This window comes from Saccharopolyspora galaxeae, assembly GCF_016526145.1.
GTDB lineage: Bacteria > Actinomycetota > Actinomycetes > Mycobacteriales > Pseudonocardiaceae > Saccharopolyspora_C > Saccharopolyspora_C galaxeae.
Window position 1 is genome coordinate 1 of record NZ_JADDUE010000010.1, and the last position, 17,810, is coordinate 17,810.

The following is a 17,810-nucleotide window of genomic DNA, read 5'->3' on the forward strand; positions in this document are numbered from 1 at the left end:
GTCGCCCGGCTGCACCTGGACGCGCTCGGGGTCAACCTCACCCGCATGACCAAGGCCCAGGCCGAGTACATCGGCGTCGACGTCAACGGGCCCTACAAGCCCGAACACTACCGCTACTGATCCCGAGTGAACGGACTGTTCGTCCCACTAGATCGGTCACACGGTCCGTTCACTCGGCACGGTCGGCCACCGCCCGGAGCCGCAGCGCCCGGGCGGTGGCGGGCCGGAAACCCCAGCAACGCCGGTCGAGGAGGCGGCGGTCGGCGGGGCGCCGTCATCGGCCCAAGTGGGTCTCCTGGAAAACGCCCATCCGCAGCGCGTTGTGGTAGCGGCCAGCGGAGAAGAACTCCTCCTTCAGCTCGCCTTCCACGACGAATCCGAGCTTTTCGTACACGCGGATCGCCTTGCGGTTCTCGGTGCTCACCAGCAGGTAGATCTTGTGCATGTTCAGCACCGAGAAGGCGTAGTCCAGCGCTCTGCGAGTCGCTTCGGTGGCCAGCCCGCGCCCCTGGTGATCCGGCGCGACGATGATCTGGAACTCCGCGTTGCGGTGGATGTAGTCGATCTCCACCAGTTCCACCAGACCGCCCCGCGCGCCGTCCACCTCGATCACGAACCGCCGCTCCCGCGTGTCGTGGATGTGCCGGGCGTAGATGTCCTGCAGCTCGACCAGCGCTTCGTACGGTTCCTCGAACCAGTAGGTCATGATCTGCGAGTTGTTCGTCAACCCGTGCACGAACGGCAGATCCTCGCGCTCCAGCGCGCGCAGTCGAAGCGTCATGGGTGCATCCTCACCGATGCCGCGCCGGCCGACAAAGCAGGCGGAAGGGCGCGGCAACGTACGATCCCGCGAATGCGCATCGACCTGACCGCGCTGGTCGTCGACGACTACGACCGCGCCATCGAGTTCTTCGTCGACGCCCTCGGGTTCGAGCTCATCGAGGACAAGCCGTCGCTGACCAACGACGGCCGCCCGAAGCGGTGGGTCGTCGTCCGGCCGCCAGGAGCGGAAACCGGCATCCTGCTCGCTCGCGCCGATGGCCACGAGCAGGCCGCCGCCGTCGGGCACCAGTTCGCGGGCAGAGTCGGCTTGTTCCTGCGCGTTGACGACTTCGACGCTGCTCACGACCGCATGACCGCGGCAGGCGTCGAGTTCGTCACCGCGCCGCGCGCCGAACCCTACGGGCGGGTCGCCGTCTTCCTGGACATCGCGGGCAACCGGTGGGACCTGCTCGGTCCGGCCTGACAGCGCCCGCAGCCCCTAGCCCGCGGAACCGCCGCGCCCGTCTCCGCTGATCTTGCGGGAGTCGTGGGTCTGCGGATAGGAGAGCGGTTCGACTCTGATCAGCACCCGGTTCGCGCTGTCGAGCAGCCGATGCATCCGATCCGGCGCGGCCGGTTGGAGGCGGGCGCTGAACAGTGGGAGCACCGCGTCGAGCGTCTCGCGGTCGCGGTGCACCGCGGCGCGTCCCCGCACGCGGACCATCCGGCGGCCGGGCAGATCCGTGCCGAGACTGCTGATCACCAGGCCCACCCGCGGGTCGGACTCGGCGCCCACGACGTGCGCGCGGCCGGACACCGCGGTGAGCCAGAAGACCTCGTCGTGGAAGAGGTGGCTCATCGTCACGCCGCCCGGCCAGCCCTCCGCGTCCAGGAACAGGAAGGTGCATTCCCGCGCTGCCTCGAACAATTCCCGGCGCGCGGCCATGTCCAGCCGGGCCTGATCCATCCGCTCGAGGTCGTTCTCGCCCACAGCCATGCGCGGCAGTACACCGCACTGCGACCCGCGCAGACCACACCCGGCGGTTCACCGTTCGAGCCGCGAACCGCCGGAGTTCCCACCCACGGCGATCGGGATCGTCCGCTCGGCCGGGAGGTCCAGCTCGCCGCTCATCCGCCGCTTCACCGGCAACGTCGAAGCAGCAGCGGTGCCGCGAGCGCGCTCCGCCCGGGCCACCGGCAGACAGCAGGCGAAGGCGAGCGCACCTGCCGCGCCCATCAGGACGATCGACAGCGCCGGCGGGAAGACCGCCGCCATGGGACCGGCCAGCAGCGGCCCTGCGGACTGCCCGGCGAGCAGGAAGCTGTTGGCCGTGCCGATCAGACCGCTGCGGCGATCCGCGGGCGCGTGCCTGCTGACGTGGAAGAACAACGACTGGGCCAACCCGGCGAACGCGGCTCCCTGCACGAGCCGCAGCAGTGCCAGTCCCACCGCGCCGAGTGGAAGCGCCTGCGCGGCGATGCTCACCGCGCAAACACCGGAGGCGATGGTCAGCGCGCGCACCGGCCGCTGCGCCAGGTCGTTGTGGCGGCCCCACCAGAACGACCCGAGCAGCGTCGCGCCCCAGGTCAACGACTGGAACACGCCGACCCACATCCCGGCGCCGTCCGCCGGATAGCTCCGCTGGACGTGCTCGGCGAAAACCGGGATCAAGCCGTACACGCCGAAGTAGGCCGCCACCGCCGCCACCGCGAGCGGCAGAGCACCGGGTAGCCGACGGAACCCGCCGCGCGACGCGTGCCCGGTGCCGCGAACGGCGGGTTCGGCCGAGCGCGGTTCGCGCAGGCCCGCGGCGCACGCCACCGCGAGCAATCCCGCAATGGCCCCGACCGCGAGCATGAGCCCGCTGAGACCGCCGGCGCCGACGAGGAAACCCCCGGCCAGCGGACCGATCAGCGATCCCGCGGCGGTAGCGCTGAACGACTTCCCCAGCGCGGCTCCCCGCTTGCCGCCCGGCGCGGCCGAGCCTGCGAACGCCTGGGCCGCTTCCACGACGCCACCCAGGCTCCCTTGCAGCAGTCGCCCGGCGACGAGCACCACCGGGTTCGCGGCCAGGGCCATGACCACCATCGACAGCGCCAGGCCCGCCAGGGCGCGAACCACCATCCAGTGCCGCCCGATCCGGTCGCCGAGCCTGCCCCACAGCGGGGTGGCCGCGGTCAGCGCCAGCGCCGGGGCCGCGATGGCGACTCCGGCCCAGGTCTGCACCTGCGCCGTGCCGGTCACGCCCATTCCCTCGATGTAGAACGGCATGATCGGCACCAGCATCATCAAACCGGCGGTGTTGGTGAACTGCCCGGCCCACAGCAGCGCGATGTTGCGCCGATGGCGGTGCTCGGCGGTGCTCACGGCGCCTCCGCCAGGTCGCTGCCGACGTCGTCGCGCAGCACTTGTTCGGCCCACGCGTCGTCGTAGACGGTGTCCAGGTAGCGCTCGCCCCGGTCGGGCAGCAGCGCGACCACCCGCGCCGACTCCGGCAGGCGGGGCAGCAGCCGGTCCAAGGCGGAGATCACCGCGCCGGAGGAACCGCCGCCGAGGACGCCTTCGGTCCGGACCAGCCGCCGGCATCCGGTGGTGCTGGCGGCGTCGCCGACGTGCAGGACCTCGTCGACTTCCGCGGCGTTGAGGATCTCCGGGACCCGGCTCGCGCCGAAGCCGGGGATGCGGCGAGTGCCGGGCTCCGCCCCGAAGATCACCGATCCGACGGCGTCCACCGCCACGACCAGCATCGCTGGATGGACCTCCCGCAGGCGGCGTGCGGTGCCCTGCAACGATCCCGTCGTCGAGACGGGGGCCACGAGGCAGTCGATCGGCCCGCTGACCGCGCTGAGGATCTCAGCTCCCACCGATTCGTAGTAGGCGCGCCAGTTGCGCTGGTTCGCGTACTGGTTGATCCAGACGACGCCGGGGTCCGCCTGCGCGTGCGCCTGCGCGCGGCGCACGCGGGTGTGCAGGTAGCCGCCCGCGTCGTCCGGCTCGGTGACCATGTCGACGTCGGCGCCGAACAGCTCCAGCAAGCGGAGGTTCGTCGTCGAGGTGTTGGGGTCGACCACGGCGGTGAACGAGAGCCCGTGCGTCCGGGCGGCCACGGCGAGCGCGATGCCGAGGTTGCCGGAGGTGCTCTCCACCAGCCGCATCCCCGGCACCAGGGTTCCCTCGCGCAGGCCCTGCTCGACGATGTAGCGGGCCGGGCGGTCCTTCATGCTTCCGCACGGGTTGAGCATTTCCAGCTTGGCGAGCACGTCTCGGCCCGGGAAGCATCGGCGCAGGCGCACCAGCGGGGTGGCGCCGACGCAGTCCAGAACGGAGTCGAATTCCACTGCGACACCCTCCCGGCCGCGCAGGTTCCGGCCGCGCGGCCGAATTCACGGGAAACACCGCCGCCCACACGCGGGGGCGGTGCACGAACGGAGAAATACGGGACGCGGCCGTGCGGCGGCGAAGGCGCCGCACGGATCATCACCGGTGAAATGAGAAAAGCGCCGCGACCGCTCAGGGAATTCTCAGCTGGAATTCAGCGAACAGCGCAGCGCCGGGGCGCGAATCAGGTGCGCGACACGCCGAGGGAGATCAACAGGGGGAAGCCGGCCAGCGGCCGTCGCGGTCCGGTCGACCAGGACGACACCGGCCGCGATGAGCCGGGGCGCAGCAGGCCCGCCGCGACGATCAGCGCCAGAGCGAGCAATCCCAGCAGCTCTAGCTGCGAAGACTGGGACGGTGGCAGCGGGACGGCAACGTGCGAACCACCGACGGCGTGGCACACCGGGCCGGTGCCGGAGTGGTCGTCGTGCCCGTGCGCGGCGCCTGGTGAATGTGTGGAACCGGAGTCGTCCGCCGCCGGCGCGGAAGCGGAAACGGCGGCCGCGTTCGCCGCCGGACTCGCTTCGGCGTGCGGTGCGTGCGGCGGCAATGCGCACATCAGGAAAGCTGAAAGGGCGAACAGTACCAGCGGGGCGAACCGCCGCTGGGAAAACCTGATCCCTTTCCGCATGACGCCAGCCTAACAATGCCTTCTCCGATCACGGGCCGGGCATGGTGGTCGTCACTCGGCCGGGATTTCTCGGCGCACCTGCAACCGGCATTCCCGGCGTGCCGCGCGATCTCCCGGCGGGGGCGGCACGGTGGAACCGGCGCTCGTGCGGTTCGCGGCCGAACCGCCGCTCGGAATCCCGGCGGCCCGCTCGTGGTTGGCGCCCGGTGTGGATCGGCAACAACGAGGAGGCCCGAATGGCACGCGCTTCCGGCACCCCGTCGGACGGCTTCCGAGCTGACGCGGCTGGGACGCGTCCGGACCGCGCCCGCGGGCAGGTGACGGGATGGCCCGCGGTCGCGCTGGTGGCCGTGGCGTTCGGGGTCGCGATGCTCGGCACGACGCTGCCGACGCCGCTGTACCCGTTGTACGAGCAGCTGTTCGGGTTCGGCGGGCTGATGACGACCGTGGTGTTCGCGGTCTACGCCGCCGGGGTCATAGCGGGCCTGCTGCTGTTCGGGCACTGGTCGGACCAGGTGGGGCGGCGCCGGATGCTGGCTGCCGGACTGGTGCTCTCGGCGGTCTCGGCCCTGGTGTTCGTGCTGCACCCCGCCGTGGGCTGGCTGCTGGTGGGGCGGGTGATCTCCGGGTTGTCGGCCGGGATCTTCACCGGGACCGCGACGGCGACGATCGTCGACCTCGCGCCGGATCCGAAACGGGCCGGACTGGTCGCGGCGGCGGTCAACATGGGCGGGTTGGGCGCCGGGCCGCTGCTGGCGGGCGCGGTGTCGCAGTACTTGCCGCTGCCGCTGGTGATGCCGTTCGTCGTGCAAGCGGCGTTGGTCGTGCTCGCACTGCTCGCACTCGTATTCGTGCCGGAGCCGGTGCGCCCGGTCGACCGTCCGCAGTTGCGGCCGCAGCGCGTCCAAGTGCCCGCCGAGATGCGCGGCGTGTTCATCCGCGCGGGCATCGCGGGATTCGCCGGGTTCGCGGTGCTGGGGCTGTTCACCGCGGTTTCCCCCTCGTTCCTGGGCGAACTGCTGGGGGAGCACAACCGCGCGTTGATCGGCGGTGTGGTGTTCGTGCTGTTCCTCGCGTCCACCGCGGGGCAAACGCTGTCACCGCGGCTGGGCGGGCAGCGCGCTTTGATCACCGGCTGCGGCGGGCTCATCGCCGGGATGGTCCTGGTCGGTTCGAGCCTGCCTGCGCGCTCGCTCGGCCTGCTGCTCACCGGCGCCGTCATCGCCGGGCTGGGGCAGGGGCTCAGCTTCCGCGCCGGACTGGGATCGGTCACCGCGGCCGGTCCCGCCGCGCGGCGCGGCGAGATCACCTCGAGCTTCTTCGTGCTGCTCTACGTCGGCATCGCCATCCCGGTGATCGGCGAGGGCGCCGCGTCCGAAGCGTTCGGGCTGATCCCGTCCGGCATCACCTTCGCCACTTTCGTGGCCGCACTAGCCGCGACCGCCGTCGTGCTGCTCACCCTGCGCGCCCGCGCGGACACTCCCTAGTCCCGGTGCGCGGTGCGCACAAGCGGCCACTCATATGAAATTCCGTGAGATTCCGCGCACCGATGCCGGATAGCCGCGATCGCCGTGTCAGGGTGTGGCCCCATGCGAGTGGAGCAGGTGGTCACGTGGATCGCTGCCGGACTGGCGATCATCGCCGTGGGCGTCGCCGGCTGGCAGCTGTGGCTGGCCCGCCGGGAGGCCCGGCAGGCGATGCAGCGCTCGGAGTCGATCCGCCGCATGGCCGCGGCTTCCGAGAGCAACGCCGAGAAGGCCGCCGAGGCGGCCCGCAACTCCCACACCCAGGCGGAACGGGCCTGGGAGCAGGTCAAGCACGCCCGCAGCCAGCTCGAAGAGGCGCGCCAGGAACGCCGCGCCAGCACGCAGGCCGAGCAGTGGGAATGGGCCTACGCGGTGACCATGAGCGCCCGCGAACTGCTCGACACCAGCAATGAGCTGGTCCGCGTCGCGCTGGACTCCGGGGTGGCGCCGCACTACCGGCTCGCCGCGGACCGGCACTACCACCAGTCCGCCCAGCGGTGGCAGGAAACGATGGTGAAGGCGGTGGCGCGCACCGGGCCGGACCTGGAGCTGCAGCAGCAAGTGATCACCTTCAGCACGGTGCACCAGCGGTTGCACGGCCACCTCGGAGTGCTCCTGCGCGCGATCGAAACCGGGTCGCTGGCCGAGGGGGACAAGCTCACCGACCAGGTCAACGGCTTGCGCAAGGAGCTCGGCAACGCGCATCGGCACTTGCAGCGCACCGTCAGCGCCAGCTTGGCGACGCCGGACACCCCGACGCAGCAGATCACCGCCGCGCGTTCGCAGCAGCCGTCGACCGAGCAGTCCTCAACCGGTCGGCCGCCGACCGGTCAGTCGCCGACAAGCCAGCCGTCGGCAAGCCAGCCCTCGACAAGCCAGCCGTCGGCAAGCCAGCCCTCGGCAAGCCAGCCCTCGACCAGCAGGACGACCGGCTAGGACGCCGACCGCTCAGCTTCCGGCGATGTCGACGACGACCCGGCCCCGGGTGCCGCCCTGCAAAATCTCGCCGGCCAGCCGCGGCACGTCGTCGAACGAGTGGACCGTCGTCGACTCGTCCAGCTGCTCCAGCGGCAGGTCCCGCTCCAGCCGCTGCCACGCCTTGGTGCGCACCGCGGTGGGGCACTGCACCGAGTCGACGCCGTGCAGTCCGATGCCGCGCAGGATGAACGGCATGATGCTGGCGGGCAGATCCGTGCCGCCCGCCATCCCGCACGCCGCGACCGACCCGCGGTAGGAGGTCTGCGCGAGAACGTTGGCCAGCGTGCTGCCGCCGACGGTGTCCACCGCCGCCAGCCAGCGCTGCTTGTCCAGCGGCCGACCGGAACCCGCGGCCAGTTCCTCGCGGCCCACGAAGGCGCTCGCGCCCAGTCGGCCCAGGTAGTCGTGCGCTTCCGGGCGGCCGGTGGCGGCCGTGACGCGGTAACCCAGGTGCGCCAGGATCGCGACGGCGACGCTGCCGACACCGCCTGCCGCGCCGGTGACGAGCACTTCGCCGTCGAGGTCGGGGGACAGGCCTGCTTCTTCGAGTTCCAGCACGCACAGCATCGCGGTCAGCCCGGCCGTGCCGATCGCCATCGTGCGCAGCTGCGTCAGGGCCTCCGGTTTGCGCACCAGCCAGTCCGAACGCACGCGCTGGCGCTCGGTGTACCCGCCGGGGTGCGTTTCGGACAGGCCGCAGCCGGTCAGCACGACCTCGTCGCCGGGCTCGAACTGCGGGGAGTCCGATGCGGACACGGTTCCGGCCAGGTCGATCCCGCAGACCATCGGGAACCGGCGGGCGATCTTGCCGTTGCCGGTGACGGCGAGCCCGTCCTTGTAGTTCAGCGAGGAGTACCGCACGTCGACCGTGACGTCACCGTCCGGCAGGTCGGTCTCGGAGAGTTCTTCGAACCGGGCCGGTCCGTCGCCGTGCGAGACCAGAGCGCGATGGGTTGCCATGCCGCCGTTCTACCCTGGCGGCCGCGGCACTGCCAACACCGGCCACCGTGGACAGGATGCTCCGCGCGGCCCGCGCGAGTTGATCGTAATAGCCTGCGAACGGTCAGTTCACACGATGCGATCGAGGAGGGGCAGCTGTGGCGAAGCCACCGGTTCCCGAAGCGGTGAAAGAACTTCTGGAGAAGCCGAACCCCGCGGTCATCACCAGCGTGCGCCCGGACGGCCAGCCCGTCTCGGTGGCCACCTGGTACCTGTGGGTCGACGGCCGCGTGCTGGTCAACATGGACGAAGGCCGCAAGCGGCTGGACTACCTGCGCAGCGAGCCCCGCACGACGCTGACGGCGCTCGACTCCGACGACTGGTACACCCACATCAGCCTGCAGGGCCGGGTCGTCGAGCTGGTGGACGATCCCGACCTGTCGGACATCGACCGGATCGCCCGGCACTACACCGGGAACCAGTACCACGTGCGGGACCGCAACCGGATCAGCGCGTGGATCGAAGTCGACCGGTGGCACGGCTGGGGCTCGATGGAGAACAAGGACGTCGCGCACCACTAGGAGTCCGTCGACAGGGCTTGCGCAGCGATACCGGTTGCTCGGGTGATCGCTGCTCAGCGGCTCCGCCGCTGACAAGAGCAAGACCAAGAAGTGAGCGGACCGCCGCCCCGGAGCGCGAGGTCCGCTCACTCGTCGCTGATCGGGTGTGTGCCCATGGCTGTGCGTGCGGTGCTGGTGACGCCGTTGTCCGGAGCGCTGGCGGAATACGGCCGGGCCGGCGCCGCGGGACTGCGGTTGTGGGCCGATCGGTTCGCCGATCCCGGGCCGGTGCGCCTCGCGGTCATCGATGCGCACCCCGATCCGCGGGCAGCCGTGCGGGAGGCCGAACAGCACGAGCCGGACCTGCTGTTCGGTCCGTACGGCAGCGGCCCGATGGCGAAGGTCGCGGCGGCGACCGAACTGCCGGTGTTCAACCACGGCGGCGCACGGTTGGAACCGCGGGAGCACGTGGTGAACGTTCTCGCACCCGCGGCGAGCTACTTCCGCGGGGCGTTGGAAGCGCTGCAGCGGGAAGATCCCGGGATTCGCCGTGTTTCGGTGCTGCACGGCGAAACCGGCTTCGGTCGCGGTGTCGGCCGGGGTGCCGAGAAGACCGCGGAACGGCTCGGTCTTGCCGTCGAGCGCGTTGCCCTGCCCGTCGAACCGCCCGACGCCGACGTGCTGCTGGTAGCCGGCCGGTTCGAGGAAGAACTCGCCGTTGCGCGCCGGCTTCGGCGGGGGAGATGGGCGGCTTTCGTCGGTGCCGGAGTCGATGAAGTCCTCGCGGAACTGGGAGATCGCCGGGAAGGACTTCTCGGCCCCGCGCAGTGGCTGCCGTCCGCCGCGCCCGAACCCGACGAGGGGCCGACAGCGGCGGAATTCGTTGCCGCGTACCGGAATTCGACCGGCACCGAGCCGCCTTACCCCGCGGCGCAAGCGTTCGCTTCGGGAATCATCGCCGCCCGCTGCTTGCGCGAGGCCGGTGTACCGGACCGTTCCGGGTTGCTGGCGGCGGCGCGAAGGCTCGACCGCACGACGCTGTTCGGCCGCTTCCGGCTCGATCCTGCGAGCGGGCGGCAAGTCGGGCACCGCGTGCTGACGGTGCAGTGGCAGGACGGCGAGCGGGTCGTGGTGTGGCCGCCGGAGCAGGCGCGCGCGACGCTGCGCCGGCCACGAGCTAGGTAGCCGGTTCGATCAGGCTGGAGATCGACGTGGCGACCGCGTCCAGCGCGTGCGTGTCCCGTGTGGACAGTGCGATCACGAACGCGCCCTGGATCAGCGCGAGGATGCTGTCGGCCAAGTCGCCGGTGCTGCTGTCGGTGCGCACGTCGCCGCGTTCGCGGCCGCCTTCGAGCAGGTCGACCAGCTGCTGCTTCCACTGCAGCAGCTGCTCGCCGAGCCGGGCGCGGAACGGCTCCGACGCCGCGGCGACCTCGGTGGACAGCTTTCCGGCGAGGCAGGCGCGCTGGTGGCCGGATTCGACGAACAGCTCCGCCATCTCGCCGAAGTAGCCGGTGATCCGCTCAGCGGTGCGCAGCTCGTCGCGGGCGGACCAGCGCTCCAGCAGCTCGGCCTGGAACCGCCCGTAGCGGTCCAGCACGGCCTGCGCGAAGGCGTCCTTGGAACCGAAGTGGTGGTAGAAGGAGCCCTTCGGCACGCCGGACTCCGCCAGCAACGCGTCCACGCTGGTGCCGTGGAAACCGTTGGCGTAGAGCATCTTCATGCCCTGGCGCAGCAGTCGCTCCTTGTGCGACATCCCCGCCGTGCGCGTCGTGTTCATCCGGTCAGTCCTGTTCCTGGGGAAGCGAGCCTGCTCGGATCCTATCTGTTGACGGTTCCGTCTAGACGACTTAGTCTAGCGCCGCTTCCGATCGCTCGAACCCGCCGGGCAGCAGGCAGTTCCGCGCCCGGCCGCGAAACCCCGAAACACAGGAGCGGCAGTGCCCGACCAGGACGAGCCCGGCACCGTGACGATGCGGACCGAGGGCCGCATCGCGGTGATCACCGTTGAGAACGAGGCGAAGAAGAACTCCTACACGCCGGAGATGATCGAGCAGCTCAGCGCGCACCTGACCGCCTTCGACGAGGACGACGAGCTGTGGGCGGCGGTGTTCTGCTCGGCCGGTGAGCACACCACGGCCGGGCTGGACATGCCGAAGTTCTTCGGCCCGGACGCGACGGCGAAACCGCAGCGCGACGACATGGTCGACCCGTTCGGACTCGGCGAGCGGCGCTGCCGCAAACCCGTCATCGCCGTCGTGCAGGGCATCACCTACACCGTCGGCATCGAGATGATGCTGGCTGCCGACATCGTGGTGGCCGCCGACACCGCGCGGTTCCAGCAGCTCGAATCCCGCCGCGGCATCGCACCGCTGGGCGGTGCGCACTTCCGCTACCTCACCCGCACCGGATGGGGCAACGCGATGTACCACCTGATGCTCTGCGAGGAGTTCGACGCGCAGCGCGCGCGGGAGATCGGGTTCGTCCAGGAGGTCGTGCCGTACGGGCGGCACGTCGAGCGGGCCTTGGAACTCGCCGCCAAGATCTGCGAGAACGCGCCGATCGGAATCCGCGCGACGAAGCAGGCGGCGCGCACCTTCATCGACACCGCCGAAGAAGCCGCCATCGCCGAAATCCCCCGCATCCGCGGGCAGGTCTTCGACACCGAAGATTTCGGCGAAGGCATCAAGTCCTTTGTGGAGCGCAGGCCGGCGGAGTTCCGCGGCCGCTGAGCGCACGGCGGGTGCGGCGCAGGCGGGACGCCGCACCCGCTGCGATTCCTACACCGGCTCGGGTTCGGTCAGGGCGTCGATGCGAACGCCGTTGGCGGTGTTGCCCTCTCGTTCGATCATCACTTCGACCAGCACCGGCCTGCTGGTGGCCGCGGCCTCCGCGCGCGCCCACTCGATCGCCTCGGCCAGCTCGCCCGGCTCGTCGACCCGGCGGCCCGAGCAGCCGTAGGCTTCCATCACCTTGACGTTGTCCGTGCCGCGCTCGTCGTAGTGGATGTCCACTTCGGTGTTCATGCCGTAGCCTTCCTCGGCCATCCGGATCAGGCCCAGGTACTCGTTGTTGAGCATGATGAGCACGAACGGCAGCCGGTACTGGGCGGCGACGGCGAGTTCCTCCACCAGGAACTGGAACGAGTAGTCCCCGACGACCGCCACGACCTCGGCATCCGGCTCGGCGGATTTCACCCCGATCGCGGCCGGGATCTCCCAGCCGAGCGGGCCGGTCTGCCCGCACACCTGGTAGTGCCGTGGCCGGTGGGTGCGCTGGAACTGCCCGGACCAGATCTGGTAGAGCCCGATCGCGGTGACGAAGTAGGTCTCCGGACCGAAGATCTCGTTGATCTCCTTGAACACCCGCGGAGCCTTGATCGGGGTGGTGTCGTAATCCTCCGGCCGGGTCAGGGTCTTCTTCAACTCACCGATCCGGTCCAGCCACCGCGAGTAGTCCGGCTGCGCTTTTCGCCGCCGTGCCGCGGAGATCAACGCTCGCAGGAACAGCTCGGTGTCCGACACGACGCCGAGGTCCGGGCCGAACACCTTCCCGATCTGCGTCGGGTCGATGTCCACGTGGATGAACTCCCGCTGCCCGCGGTAGACCTCCAGCGCGCCGGTGTGCCGATCGCCGAACCGCGCACCCAGCGCCAGCACCAGGTCGGATTCCAGGAACGACTGGTTGCCGTAGCGCTGGCTGGTCTGGATCCCGGTCATCCCGGCGAAGCGCTCGTGATCCTCCGGGAACGAGCCCTTTCCCATCAGCGTGACCTGCACCGGAATCCCGAGCAGGTCGCTGAGTTCGCGAAGCTGCTCGTGCGCGTCGGCCAGCACCACTCCGCCGCCGGCCAGCAGCAGCGGACGCTGCGCCGCCAGCAGCATGTCCAAGGCGCGTTCCACCCGCGGCTGGTGCGGCTCGACGGGATGCGCGGGAAGCGGTGCGTCCAGCGCCGAATCCCACTCGATCTCCTGGCGTTGGACGTCCAGCGGCAGGTCGATCAGCACCGGGCCCGGTCGACCGCAGCGGGCCGTGCGGAACGCCTCGCGGAAGATCCACGGCGCCTGCGCGGCCTCTTTGACCTGCACCGACCACTTCGTGACGGGTTCGGCGACCGAGACGATGTCGACGGCTTGGAACGCCTCCTGGTGCAGCTTCGACGACACCGCCTGCCCGGTTATGCAGACCATCGGGATGGAGTCGGCCTGCGCGGTGTACAGCCCGGTGATCATGTTGGTGCCCGCCGGGCCGGACGTGCCGATGGCGGTGCCGACGCGGCCGTTGGTGCGCGCCCAGCCGTCGGCCATGTGCGTGGCGCCCTCTTCGTGCCGCACGATCAGATGTTTGATGTCGCGGTGCTGCAGCGCCTGGTACAGCGGCAGGATGGCCGCCCCTGGACAGCCGAAGACGGTGTCCACGCCCTCGGACTCCAGCACGTCGGCGACGGCCTGCATGACAGGGACTTTCGGCATGGTGTAGAAACCCCTCTCGGGTGCGGTCCGCGCACCCAGGCCGGGTGCGGGTGCGGGTGCATCGGTGCTCGGAGCGGGTGGGGCGGTTCGGATGCTTGGCGGCGCTGGACCGCCCACTCGCGGCTGGAGCGGCGCATCACTCCCGTCCGCTGAGGCGGGCGATCTGGCGCTGCAGCGCGGAGTGGTCGAGCGCGCCGTCGCCTTGCGCCAACGCCGCTGCCATCAGCTGCGCGGCGACGGCGGTCATCGGGGTGACCACGCCGCGTTCCCGCGCCGCGCTCTGCGCGATGCCGAGGTCCTTGTGGTGCAGTTCGACCCGGAATCCCGGCCCGAACTCGCGATCGCGCATCTTGGCGTTCTTGGCCTCCAGCGCTTTGCTGCCCGCCAGTCCGCCGCCGAGCACGCGGAACGCCGATTCGGTGTCGACGTCGTGGGCTTCCAGGAACGTCAACGCTTCGGCGATCAGGCTCAGGTTGCCCGCGACGATCAGCTGGTTGGCGGCCTTGACGGTCTGCCCGGAACCTGCCGGTCCGACGTGGACGATCGTTTTGCCGACGATGTCGAGGACTTCCCGTGCGGCCGCGAAGTCCTCGGCCGACCCTCCGGCCATGATGGACAGCGCACCGTCGATCGCGCCCTGTTCACCGCCGCTTACCGGGGCGTCCAGCGCCCGGATTCCGCGTTCCGCGGCGGACTCGGCCACCTGCCGGGACACGTCGGGGCGAATGGTGCTGAAGTCGATCAGCAGCGCGCCTTCGCGGGCGTGCGCGAGAACGCCGTCCGCGCCGAGCACGACCGCTTCGACGTCCGGGGAGTCCGGCAGCATCGTGGCCACGACATCGGCGTCCTGCACGGCTTCGGCCACCGACGCGGCCGCCTTGCCGCCCCGCCCGACCAAATGGTCCACTTTGGACTTGCTGCGGTTGTAGCCGATCACTTCGTGTCCGGCCGCGGCGAGGTTGGCCGCCATCGGGCCGCCCATGATGCCCAGTCCGACGAAACCGATCCTCATGCGTTGCCTCCGTTCAGCTCGTTGATCCAGTCGAAGCTCGCGGCGCTGGCGCCGCTGGGTTTGTACTCCAGTCCGATGTGGCCTCGGTAGCCGGTTCGGGACAGCGCGCGGAAGTAGTGCGCGAAATCGATCTCACCGGTGCCGGGTTCGTTGCGTCCCGGGGCGTCCGCGATCTGCACGTGCCCGATCGAGTCACCGCTGCGCTCGATCACCGCGGTCGCGTCGTCGCCGTTGACCACGAGGTGGTACAGGTCGAGCAACAACCGCAGATTGCCCACCGGACCGGCCCGGTGCACGCGGTCGATCACCGCCAGCGCGTCGGCTGCGGTCTTGAGCGGGTAAGCGGGTGTTCCGCTGACCGGCTCGATCAGCACGGTCGCGCCGATGCGCTCGGCAGCCCGCGCCGCCCGCAGCAGGTTCTCGGTCGCGACTTCGTCCTGCTCGGCGGGTTTCGCCTCGTCGAGGCGGTTTCCGTACAGCGCGTTGAAGGCGCCGCAGCCGAGGCGTTCGGCGATGCCGACGGCCACTTCGACGTTGTCGGCGAACTCGCCGGAGCGGGCGGGGTGCGAGAGCACGCCGCGCTCGCCGCCCGGCATGTCACCGGCGAAGAAGTTCAACCCGGTCAGCGACACCCCGGCTTGTTCGATCGCGCGCGCGAACCGGTCCACTTCGTGGTCGGACGGCACCGGTTGCGGGAACGGCCACCAGAACTCGACCGCGTCGAAGCCGGCGGCCTTGGCTGCCGCGGGGCGTTCGAGCAGGTCGAGTTCGGTGAACAGGATCGAGAGGTTGACGGTGTAGCGGCTGGGATCCATCGGCCACCTGCCTTCGTCGTGTCGGGAGCGGGTTCCACGATTCGGCTTCCGCGGACTCCGCAGAGCGGAATCATAAATTTCGTAATACGAAAATATACTTTCGTGTGTCGATAGATTAACGACCCGGGTTTCGATGGTCAATGACGCGCTGTGATCACTTGCGGTGCCGGTCGGTGCCGGTCCTCGAGTACCGGCGGCTCGACGACGACCGTCCACAGTGGGCACCTGATGGGCCGTCCGTGGACGGAGATGTCGGCGCGGCGCTGGTCGTCCGGGAAGCGGCGCCGCTCGGAACGGCCCGGCACGGCGTGCCAGCACGCGCCCTTTACCTGCGAATGATTATATGCTTTTCTCGGTTCCATGCCGGGTTCGCGGAATGCCGAGGACACCAGCATCGGAGGCTGGCTCACCGGCGCCGCCGGGCGTGCGCGCGACCGCGCGACACTGCTGGTCGACGGTGCAACCATCCGCTGCGGCGAGCTGGACGCGGCGGCCGAGCGGCTGGCCGGCGGGTTCGCTGAGCTCGGATTGCGACCGGGCGACCGCGTCTGCCTGATGATGCGCAGCAGCACCGCCGCGTTGCAGGTGTGGTTCGCCGCGGCGAAGGCGGGTCTGGTCGAGGTGCCGCTGAACGTCTCCAGCGGCAGGTACCTGCTCACCTACTTCCTCCGGCAAGCGGGCGCCAAAGCCGTGGCCTGCGACGCCGAGTTCGAGCCGTTGGTCGCGGAGTGCGCGGCCGAGGTGCCCGAGATCGTCCACATCGTCGTGCACGGCGAACCCGAAACCGGTCAGCGGCTCGCCGACCTGGCCGCGCACTCCGCCGGACCGCTGCCCGCGGTGCGGCCTACCGACCCGGCGGTCGTGCTCTACACCTCCGGCACGACCGGCCCGCCGAAGGGCGTCGTGCTCAGCCACCGCGCGAACATCAACCTGGCCAGGCACACCGTCGAGCTTCTCGGCTACACCGCGGCCGACCGGCTCTACAGCGTTTTCCCGCTGTTCCACAGCAATGCCCGCTACTGCAGCGTGATGGCCGCCATCGAGGCGGGCGCCGATCTGGTGCTGGACCGGCGGTTCTCGGCGAGCGGGTTCTGGGACATCTGCCGGGAGCACGGGATCACGGCGTTCAACTACCAGGGCGCGATGCTCAGCATCCTGCACAAGCAGCCGCCGCGGCCGGACGACGCCGACAATCCGGTGCGGCTGGCCTTCGGCGCGCCCTGCCCGCCGGAGATCTTCGCGGACTTCGAGCGCCGGTTCGGGCTGCGGCTCACCGAGATCTACGGCAGCACCGAGGTTTCCATCGTCACCGACATGCCACCAGGCAGGCGCAAGATCGGCACAGCCGGCAAGGAGTCGGCGAACTACCAGGTGGCGGTCGTCGATGAGCGCGACGAACCGGTTTCTTCCGGCACCGCAGGGGAAATCGTGGCCCGGCCGAAGAAGCCGGGGTGGATGTTCGACGGCTACCACGACATGCCCGAGGCGACCGCGAAGAGCTGGCGCAACCTGTGGTTCCACACCGGCGATCGCGGTTTCCTCGACGAGGACGGGTTCTTGGTGTTCCTCGACCGGCTCAAGGACACGATCCGGCGGCGTGGCGAGAACATCTCGACTTGGGAGGTCGAGCGGGTCGTCGCCGACCATCCCGCCGTGGCTCAGGCCGCGGCCTACGGCGTGCCGTCCGAACTGTCCGAAGAGGACGTGATGGTCGCGATCGTGGTGCGCAACGGGAAGCTGGTTGAACCGGCCGAGTTGCTGCGGCACTGCACGAGCGGCCTGACCGATTTCGCGGTTCCGCGCTACGTGCGGGTGCTCGACGAGCTGCCGATGACACCGAGCCAGCGGGTGGAGAAGTACAAGTTGCGCGAACAGGGCGTCACCGCCGATACGTGGGACCGGGAGAGCTCATGACCGACGAGCTGCTGCGCTTCACCCGCAACCAGAACGGGAACGTCCTGCTGTTGACGATGGATCGTCCCGAGAAGCTCAACGCCATGGACCGCACCTGGTTCCGCGAGCTGCGCGAGATCATGCAGGAGGCCGGGGTGGGCGACGACGTGCGCGCGATCGTGCTCACCGGATCCGGGCGGGCGTTCTCCGCGGGCGGGGACATCGACATGTTCCACGACCTCGCCGGTGACGTGGAAAAGGTGCGCCCGCACCTGAAACTCGTGTACGAAGCGTTCAACTCGGTGGAACGGTGCGCGGTTCCGGTGATCGCCGCGGTAAACGGTCTGGCCTACGGCGGCGGGACGGAGCTGGCGCTGGCCTGCGATGTCGTGCTGGCCGGGGAATCCGCGCGGTTCGCGTTCAAAGAACCGCACGTCGGACTCATGCCGGGTTACGGGATCGTGCGCGGGCCCGAAGTGATGGGGCGGCATTGGACGCGATACCTGGCTCTGTCCGGAAGGACCATCGACGCGCAACGTGCGGTGCGGGCGGGTCTGGTGCAGGAGGTCCACTCCGACGAGGCGCTGCTCGCCGAGGCGATGGGGCTGGCGGGCGAGATCGCGGCGAACTCACCGCTGTCGGTCCAGGTGGGGAAGTCGTTCATCAACCGCGACGCGGTCGGCGGATTCGCCGAATCCACCGAGGCGACGGCGCTGCTGTTCGGCTCCGGCGAACACCGCGCGGCGGTCGAAGAATTCCGACGCGCAAGGGGTCGGTGAGACCTCTTCTGAGACGATGGAGCGAACGGACCGTTGGTCCCAATAGATTGGGCGAGCAGTCCGT

General features: G+C 70.0%; 19 protein-coding genes. 9 read left to right on the top strand and 10 right to left on the bottom strand.

All coding sequences use genetic code 11. The annotated features are described in order from the left end of the window. On the top strand, positions 1 to 120 hold a 120-nt coding region (locus INP57_RS21715; protein WP_200070770.1), incomplete at its 5' end, for an adenosylhomocysteinase. A gap of 154 nt (positions 121 to 274) precedes the next feature. Here the strand turns inward: INP57_RS21715 and speG are convergent. Beyond that, positions 275 to 781, bottom strand: coding sequence for a spermidine N1-acetyltransferase (gene speG, locus INP57_RS21720; protein WP_200072160.1), 507 nt, complete (start codon positions 779 to 781; stop codon positions 275 to 277). Positions 782 to 853: 72 nt separating this feature from the next. Here speG and INP57_RS21725 point away from each other — a divergent pair, with 72 nt between their 5' ends. Then, positions 854 to 1,246, top strand: a complete 393-nt coding sequence (locus INP57_RS21725; RefSeq protein WP_200072161.1) for a VOC family protein — start codon at positions 854 to 856, stop codon at positions 1,244 to 1,246. A gap of 15 nt (positions 1,247 to 1,261) precedes the next feature. On the opposite strand, the gene INP57_RS21730 is transcribed toward INP57_RS21725, so the two are convergent. The 4 genes from INP57_RS21730 to INP57_RS21745 form a co-directional block, all read right to left on the bottom strand. Beyond that, on the bottom strand, positions 1,262 to 1,759 hold the full coding sequence (locus INP57_RS21730) for a pyridoxamine 5'-phosphate oxidase family protein (protein ID WP_200072162.1): 498 nt from the start codon (positions 1,757 to 1,759) through the stop codon (positions 1,262 to 1,264). 48 nt (positions 1,760 to 1,807) lie between these two features. Next, entirely contained in the window at positions 1,808 to 3,130 is a 1,323-nt protein-coding gene (locus tag INP57_RS21735; RefSeq protein ID WP_200072163.1) for an MFS transporter, read from the bottom strand. Next, positions 3,127 to 4,101 carry a 2,3-diaminopropionate biosynthesis protein SbnA gene (sbnA, locus tag INP57_RS21740; protein ID WP_200072164.1) on the bottom strand — a complete coding sequence of 325 codons (975 nt, stop codon included), beginning with the start codon at positions 4,099 to 4,101 and terminating at the stop codon, positions 3,127 to 3,129. Before sbnA ends, INP57_RS21735 begins: the two co-directional genes overlap by 4 nt. A 224-nt stretch (positions 4,102 to 4,325) precedes the next feature. Continuing rightward, entirely contained in the window at positions 4,326 to 4,772 is a 447-nt protein-coding gene (locus tag INP57_RS21745; protein ID WP_200072165.1) for a hypothetical protein, read from the bottom strand. A gap of 236 nt (positions 4,773 to 5,008) precedes the next feature. On the opposite strand from INP57_RS21745, the gene INP57_RS21750 reads away from it, so the two are divergent. Both INP57_RS21750 and INP57_RS21755 read left to right on the top strand, forming a co-directional pair. Next, positions 5,009 to 6,259: an MFS transporter gene (locus INP57_RS21750; protein WP_200072166.1), complete on the top strand. Its 1,251-nt coding sequence runs from the start codon at positions 5,009 to 5,011 to the stop codon at positions 6,257 to 6,259. Positions 6,260 to 6,361: 102 nt separating this feature from the next. Then, positions 6,362 to 7,234 (top strand): hypothetical protein, encoded by an 873-nt coding sequence (locus INP57_RS21755; protein WP_233628054.1) that lies wholly within the window; start codon positions 6,362 to 6,364, stop codon positions 7,232 to 7,234. A gap of 12 nt (positions 7,235 to 7,246) precedes the next feature. Here the strand turns inward: INP57_RS21755 and INP57_RS21760 are convergent, their stop codons facing one another. Further along, positions 7,247 to 8,236 carry an MDR family oxidoreductase gene (locus tag INP57_RS21760; RefSeq protein ID WP_200072167.1) on the bottom strand — a complete coding sequence of 330 codons (990 nt, stop codon included), beginning with the start codon at positions 8,234 to 8,236 and terminating at the stop codon, positions 7,247 to 7,249. Positions 8,237 to 8,373: 137 nt separating this feature from the next. On the opposite strand from INP57_RS21760, the gene INP57_RS21765 reads away from it, so the two are divergent. Continuing rightward, positions 8,374 to 8,796, top strand: coding sequence for a TIGR03618 family F420-dependent PPOX class oxidoreductase (locus tag INP57_RS21765; RefSeq protein ID WP_200072168.1), 423 nt, complete (start codon positions 8,374 to 8,376; stop codon positions 8,794 to 8,796). 153 nt (positions 8,797 to 8,949) lie between these two features. Next, positions 8,950 to 9,960: an ABC transporter substrate-binding protein gene (locus INP57_RS21770; protein ID WP_200072169.1), complete on the top strand. Its 1,011-nt coding sequence runs from the start codon at positions 8,950 to 8,952 to the stop codon at positions 9,958 to 9,960. Here INP57_RS21770 and INP57_RS21775 read toward each other — a convergent pair. Then, a complete protein-coding gene (locus INP57_RS21775) occupies positions 9,953 to 10,555 on the bottom strand; it encodes a TetR/AcrR family transcriptional regulator (RefSeq protein ID WP_200072170.1) in 603 nt (200 codons plus the stop codon). The two genes, INP57_RS21770 and INP57_RS21775, sit on opposite strands and share 8 nt — an antisense overlap. A 160-nt stretch (positions 10,556 to 10,715) precedes the next feature. Between INP57_RS21775 and INP57_RS21780 the strand changes: the two genes are divergently transcribed. After that, entirely contained in the window at positions 10,716 to 11,507 is a 792-nt protein-coding gene (locus tag INP57_RS21780) for a crotonase/enoyl-CoA hydratase family protein (protein WP_295145260.1), read from the top strand. 48 nt (positions 11,508 to 11,555) lie between these two features. Here INP57_RS21780 and gcl read toward each other — a convergent pair whose 3' ends face one another. The 3 genes from gcl to INP57_RS21795 form a co-directional block, all read right to left on the bottom strand. Next, positions 11,556 to 13,247, bottom strand: a complete 1,692-nt coding sequence (gene gcl / locus INP57_RS21785; protein WP_200072171.1) for a glyoxylate carboligase — start codon at positions 13,245 to 13,247, stop codon at positions 11,556 to 11,558. A gap of 136 nt (positions 13,248 to 13,383) precedes the next feature. Next, on the bottom strand, positions 13,384 to 14,289 hold the full coding sequence (locus INP57_RS21790; RefSeq protein ID WP_508620966.1) for a 2-hydroxy-3-oxopropionate reductase: 906 nt from the start codon (positions 14,287 to 14,289) through the stop codon (positions 13,384 to 13,386). After that, complete coding sequence (locus INP57_RS21795) at positions 14,256 to 15,074, bottom strand: hydroxypyruvate isomerase family protein (RefSeq protein ID WP_200072173.1); 819 nt, start codon at positions 15,072 to 15,074, stop codon at positions 14,256 to 14,258. The genes INP57_RS21790 and INP57_RS21795 overlap by 34 nt, the downstream gene beginning before the upstream one ends. 360 nt (positions 15,075 to 15,434) lie before the next feature. Here INP57_RS21795 and INP57_RS21800 point away from each other — a divergent pair, with 360 nt between their 5' ends. Next, entirely contained in the window at positions 15,435 to 16,988 is a 1,554-nt protein-coding gene (locus INP57_RS21800) for an AMP-binding protein (protein ID WP_200072174.1), read from the top strand. Further along, positions 16,985 to 17,746 (top strand): enoyl-CoA hydratase/isomerase family protein, encoded by a 762-nt coding sequence (locus tag INP57_RS21805; protein WP_200072175.1) that lies wholly within the window; start codon positions 16,985 to 16,987, stop codon positions 17,744 to 17,746. The genes INP57_RS21800 and INP57_RS21805 overlap by 4 nt, the downstream gene beginning before the upstream one ends. The last annotated feature ends 64 nt before the right edge of the window (positions 17,747 to 17,810 follow it).

Coding starts and splice junctions, on each gene's coding strand:
- INP57_RS21730 (WP_200072162.1), bottom strand. CDS start 1,759: ATGGCTGTGGGCGAGAACGACCTCGAGCGGATGGATCAGGCCCGGCTG.
- speG (WP_200072160.1), bottom strand. CDS start 781: ATGACGCTTCGACTGCGCGCGCTGGAGCGCGAGGATCTGCCGTTCGTG.
- INP57_RS21725 (WP_200072161.1), top strand. CDS start 854: ATGCGCATCGACCTGACCGCGCTGGTCGTCGACGACTACGACCGCGCC.
- gcl (WP_200072171.1), bottom strand. CDS start 13,247: ATGCCGAAAGTCCCTGTCATGCAGGCCGTCGCCGACGTGCTGGAGTCC.
- INP57_RS21750 (WP_200072166.1), top strand. CDS start 5,009: ATGGCACGCGCTTCCGGCACCCCGTCGGACGGCTTCCGAGCTGACGCG.
- INP57_RS21770 (WP_200072169.1), top strand. CDS start 8,950: ATGGCTGTGCGTGCGGTGCTGGTGACGCCGTTGTCCGGAGCGCTGGCG.
- INP57_RS21760 (WP_200072167.1), bottom strand. CDS start 8,236: ATGGCAACCCATCGCGCTCTGGTCTCGCACGGCGACGGACCGGCCCGG.
- INP57_RS21795 (WP_200072173.1), bottom strand. CDS start 15,074: ATGGATCCCAGCCGCTACACCGTCAACCTCTCGATCCTGTTCACCGAA.
- INP57_RS21800 (WP_200072174.1), top strand. CDS start 15,435: ATGCCGGGTTCGCGGAATGCCGAGGACACCAGCATCGGAGGCTGGCTC.
- INP57_RS21745 (WP_200072165.1), bottom strand. CDS start 4,772: ATGCGGAAAGGGATCAGGTTTTCCCAGCGGCGGTTCGCCCCGCTGGTA.
- INP57_RS21805 (WP_200072175.1), top strand. CDS start 16,985: ATGACCGACGAGCTGCTGCGCTTCACCCGCAACCAGAACGGGAACGTC.
- INP57_RS21755 (WP_233628054.1), top strand. CDS start 6,362: ATGCGAGTGGAGCAGGTGGTCACGTGGATCGCTGCCGGACTGGCGATC.
- INP57_RS21775 (WP_200072170.1), bottom strand. CDS start 10,555: ATGAACACGACGCGCACGGCGGGGATGTCGCACAAGGAGCGACTGCTG.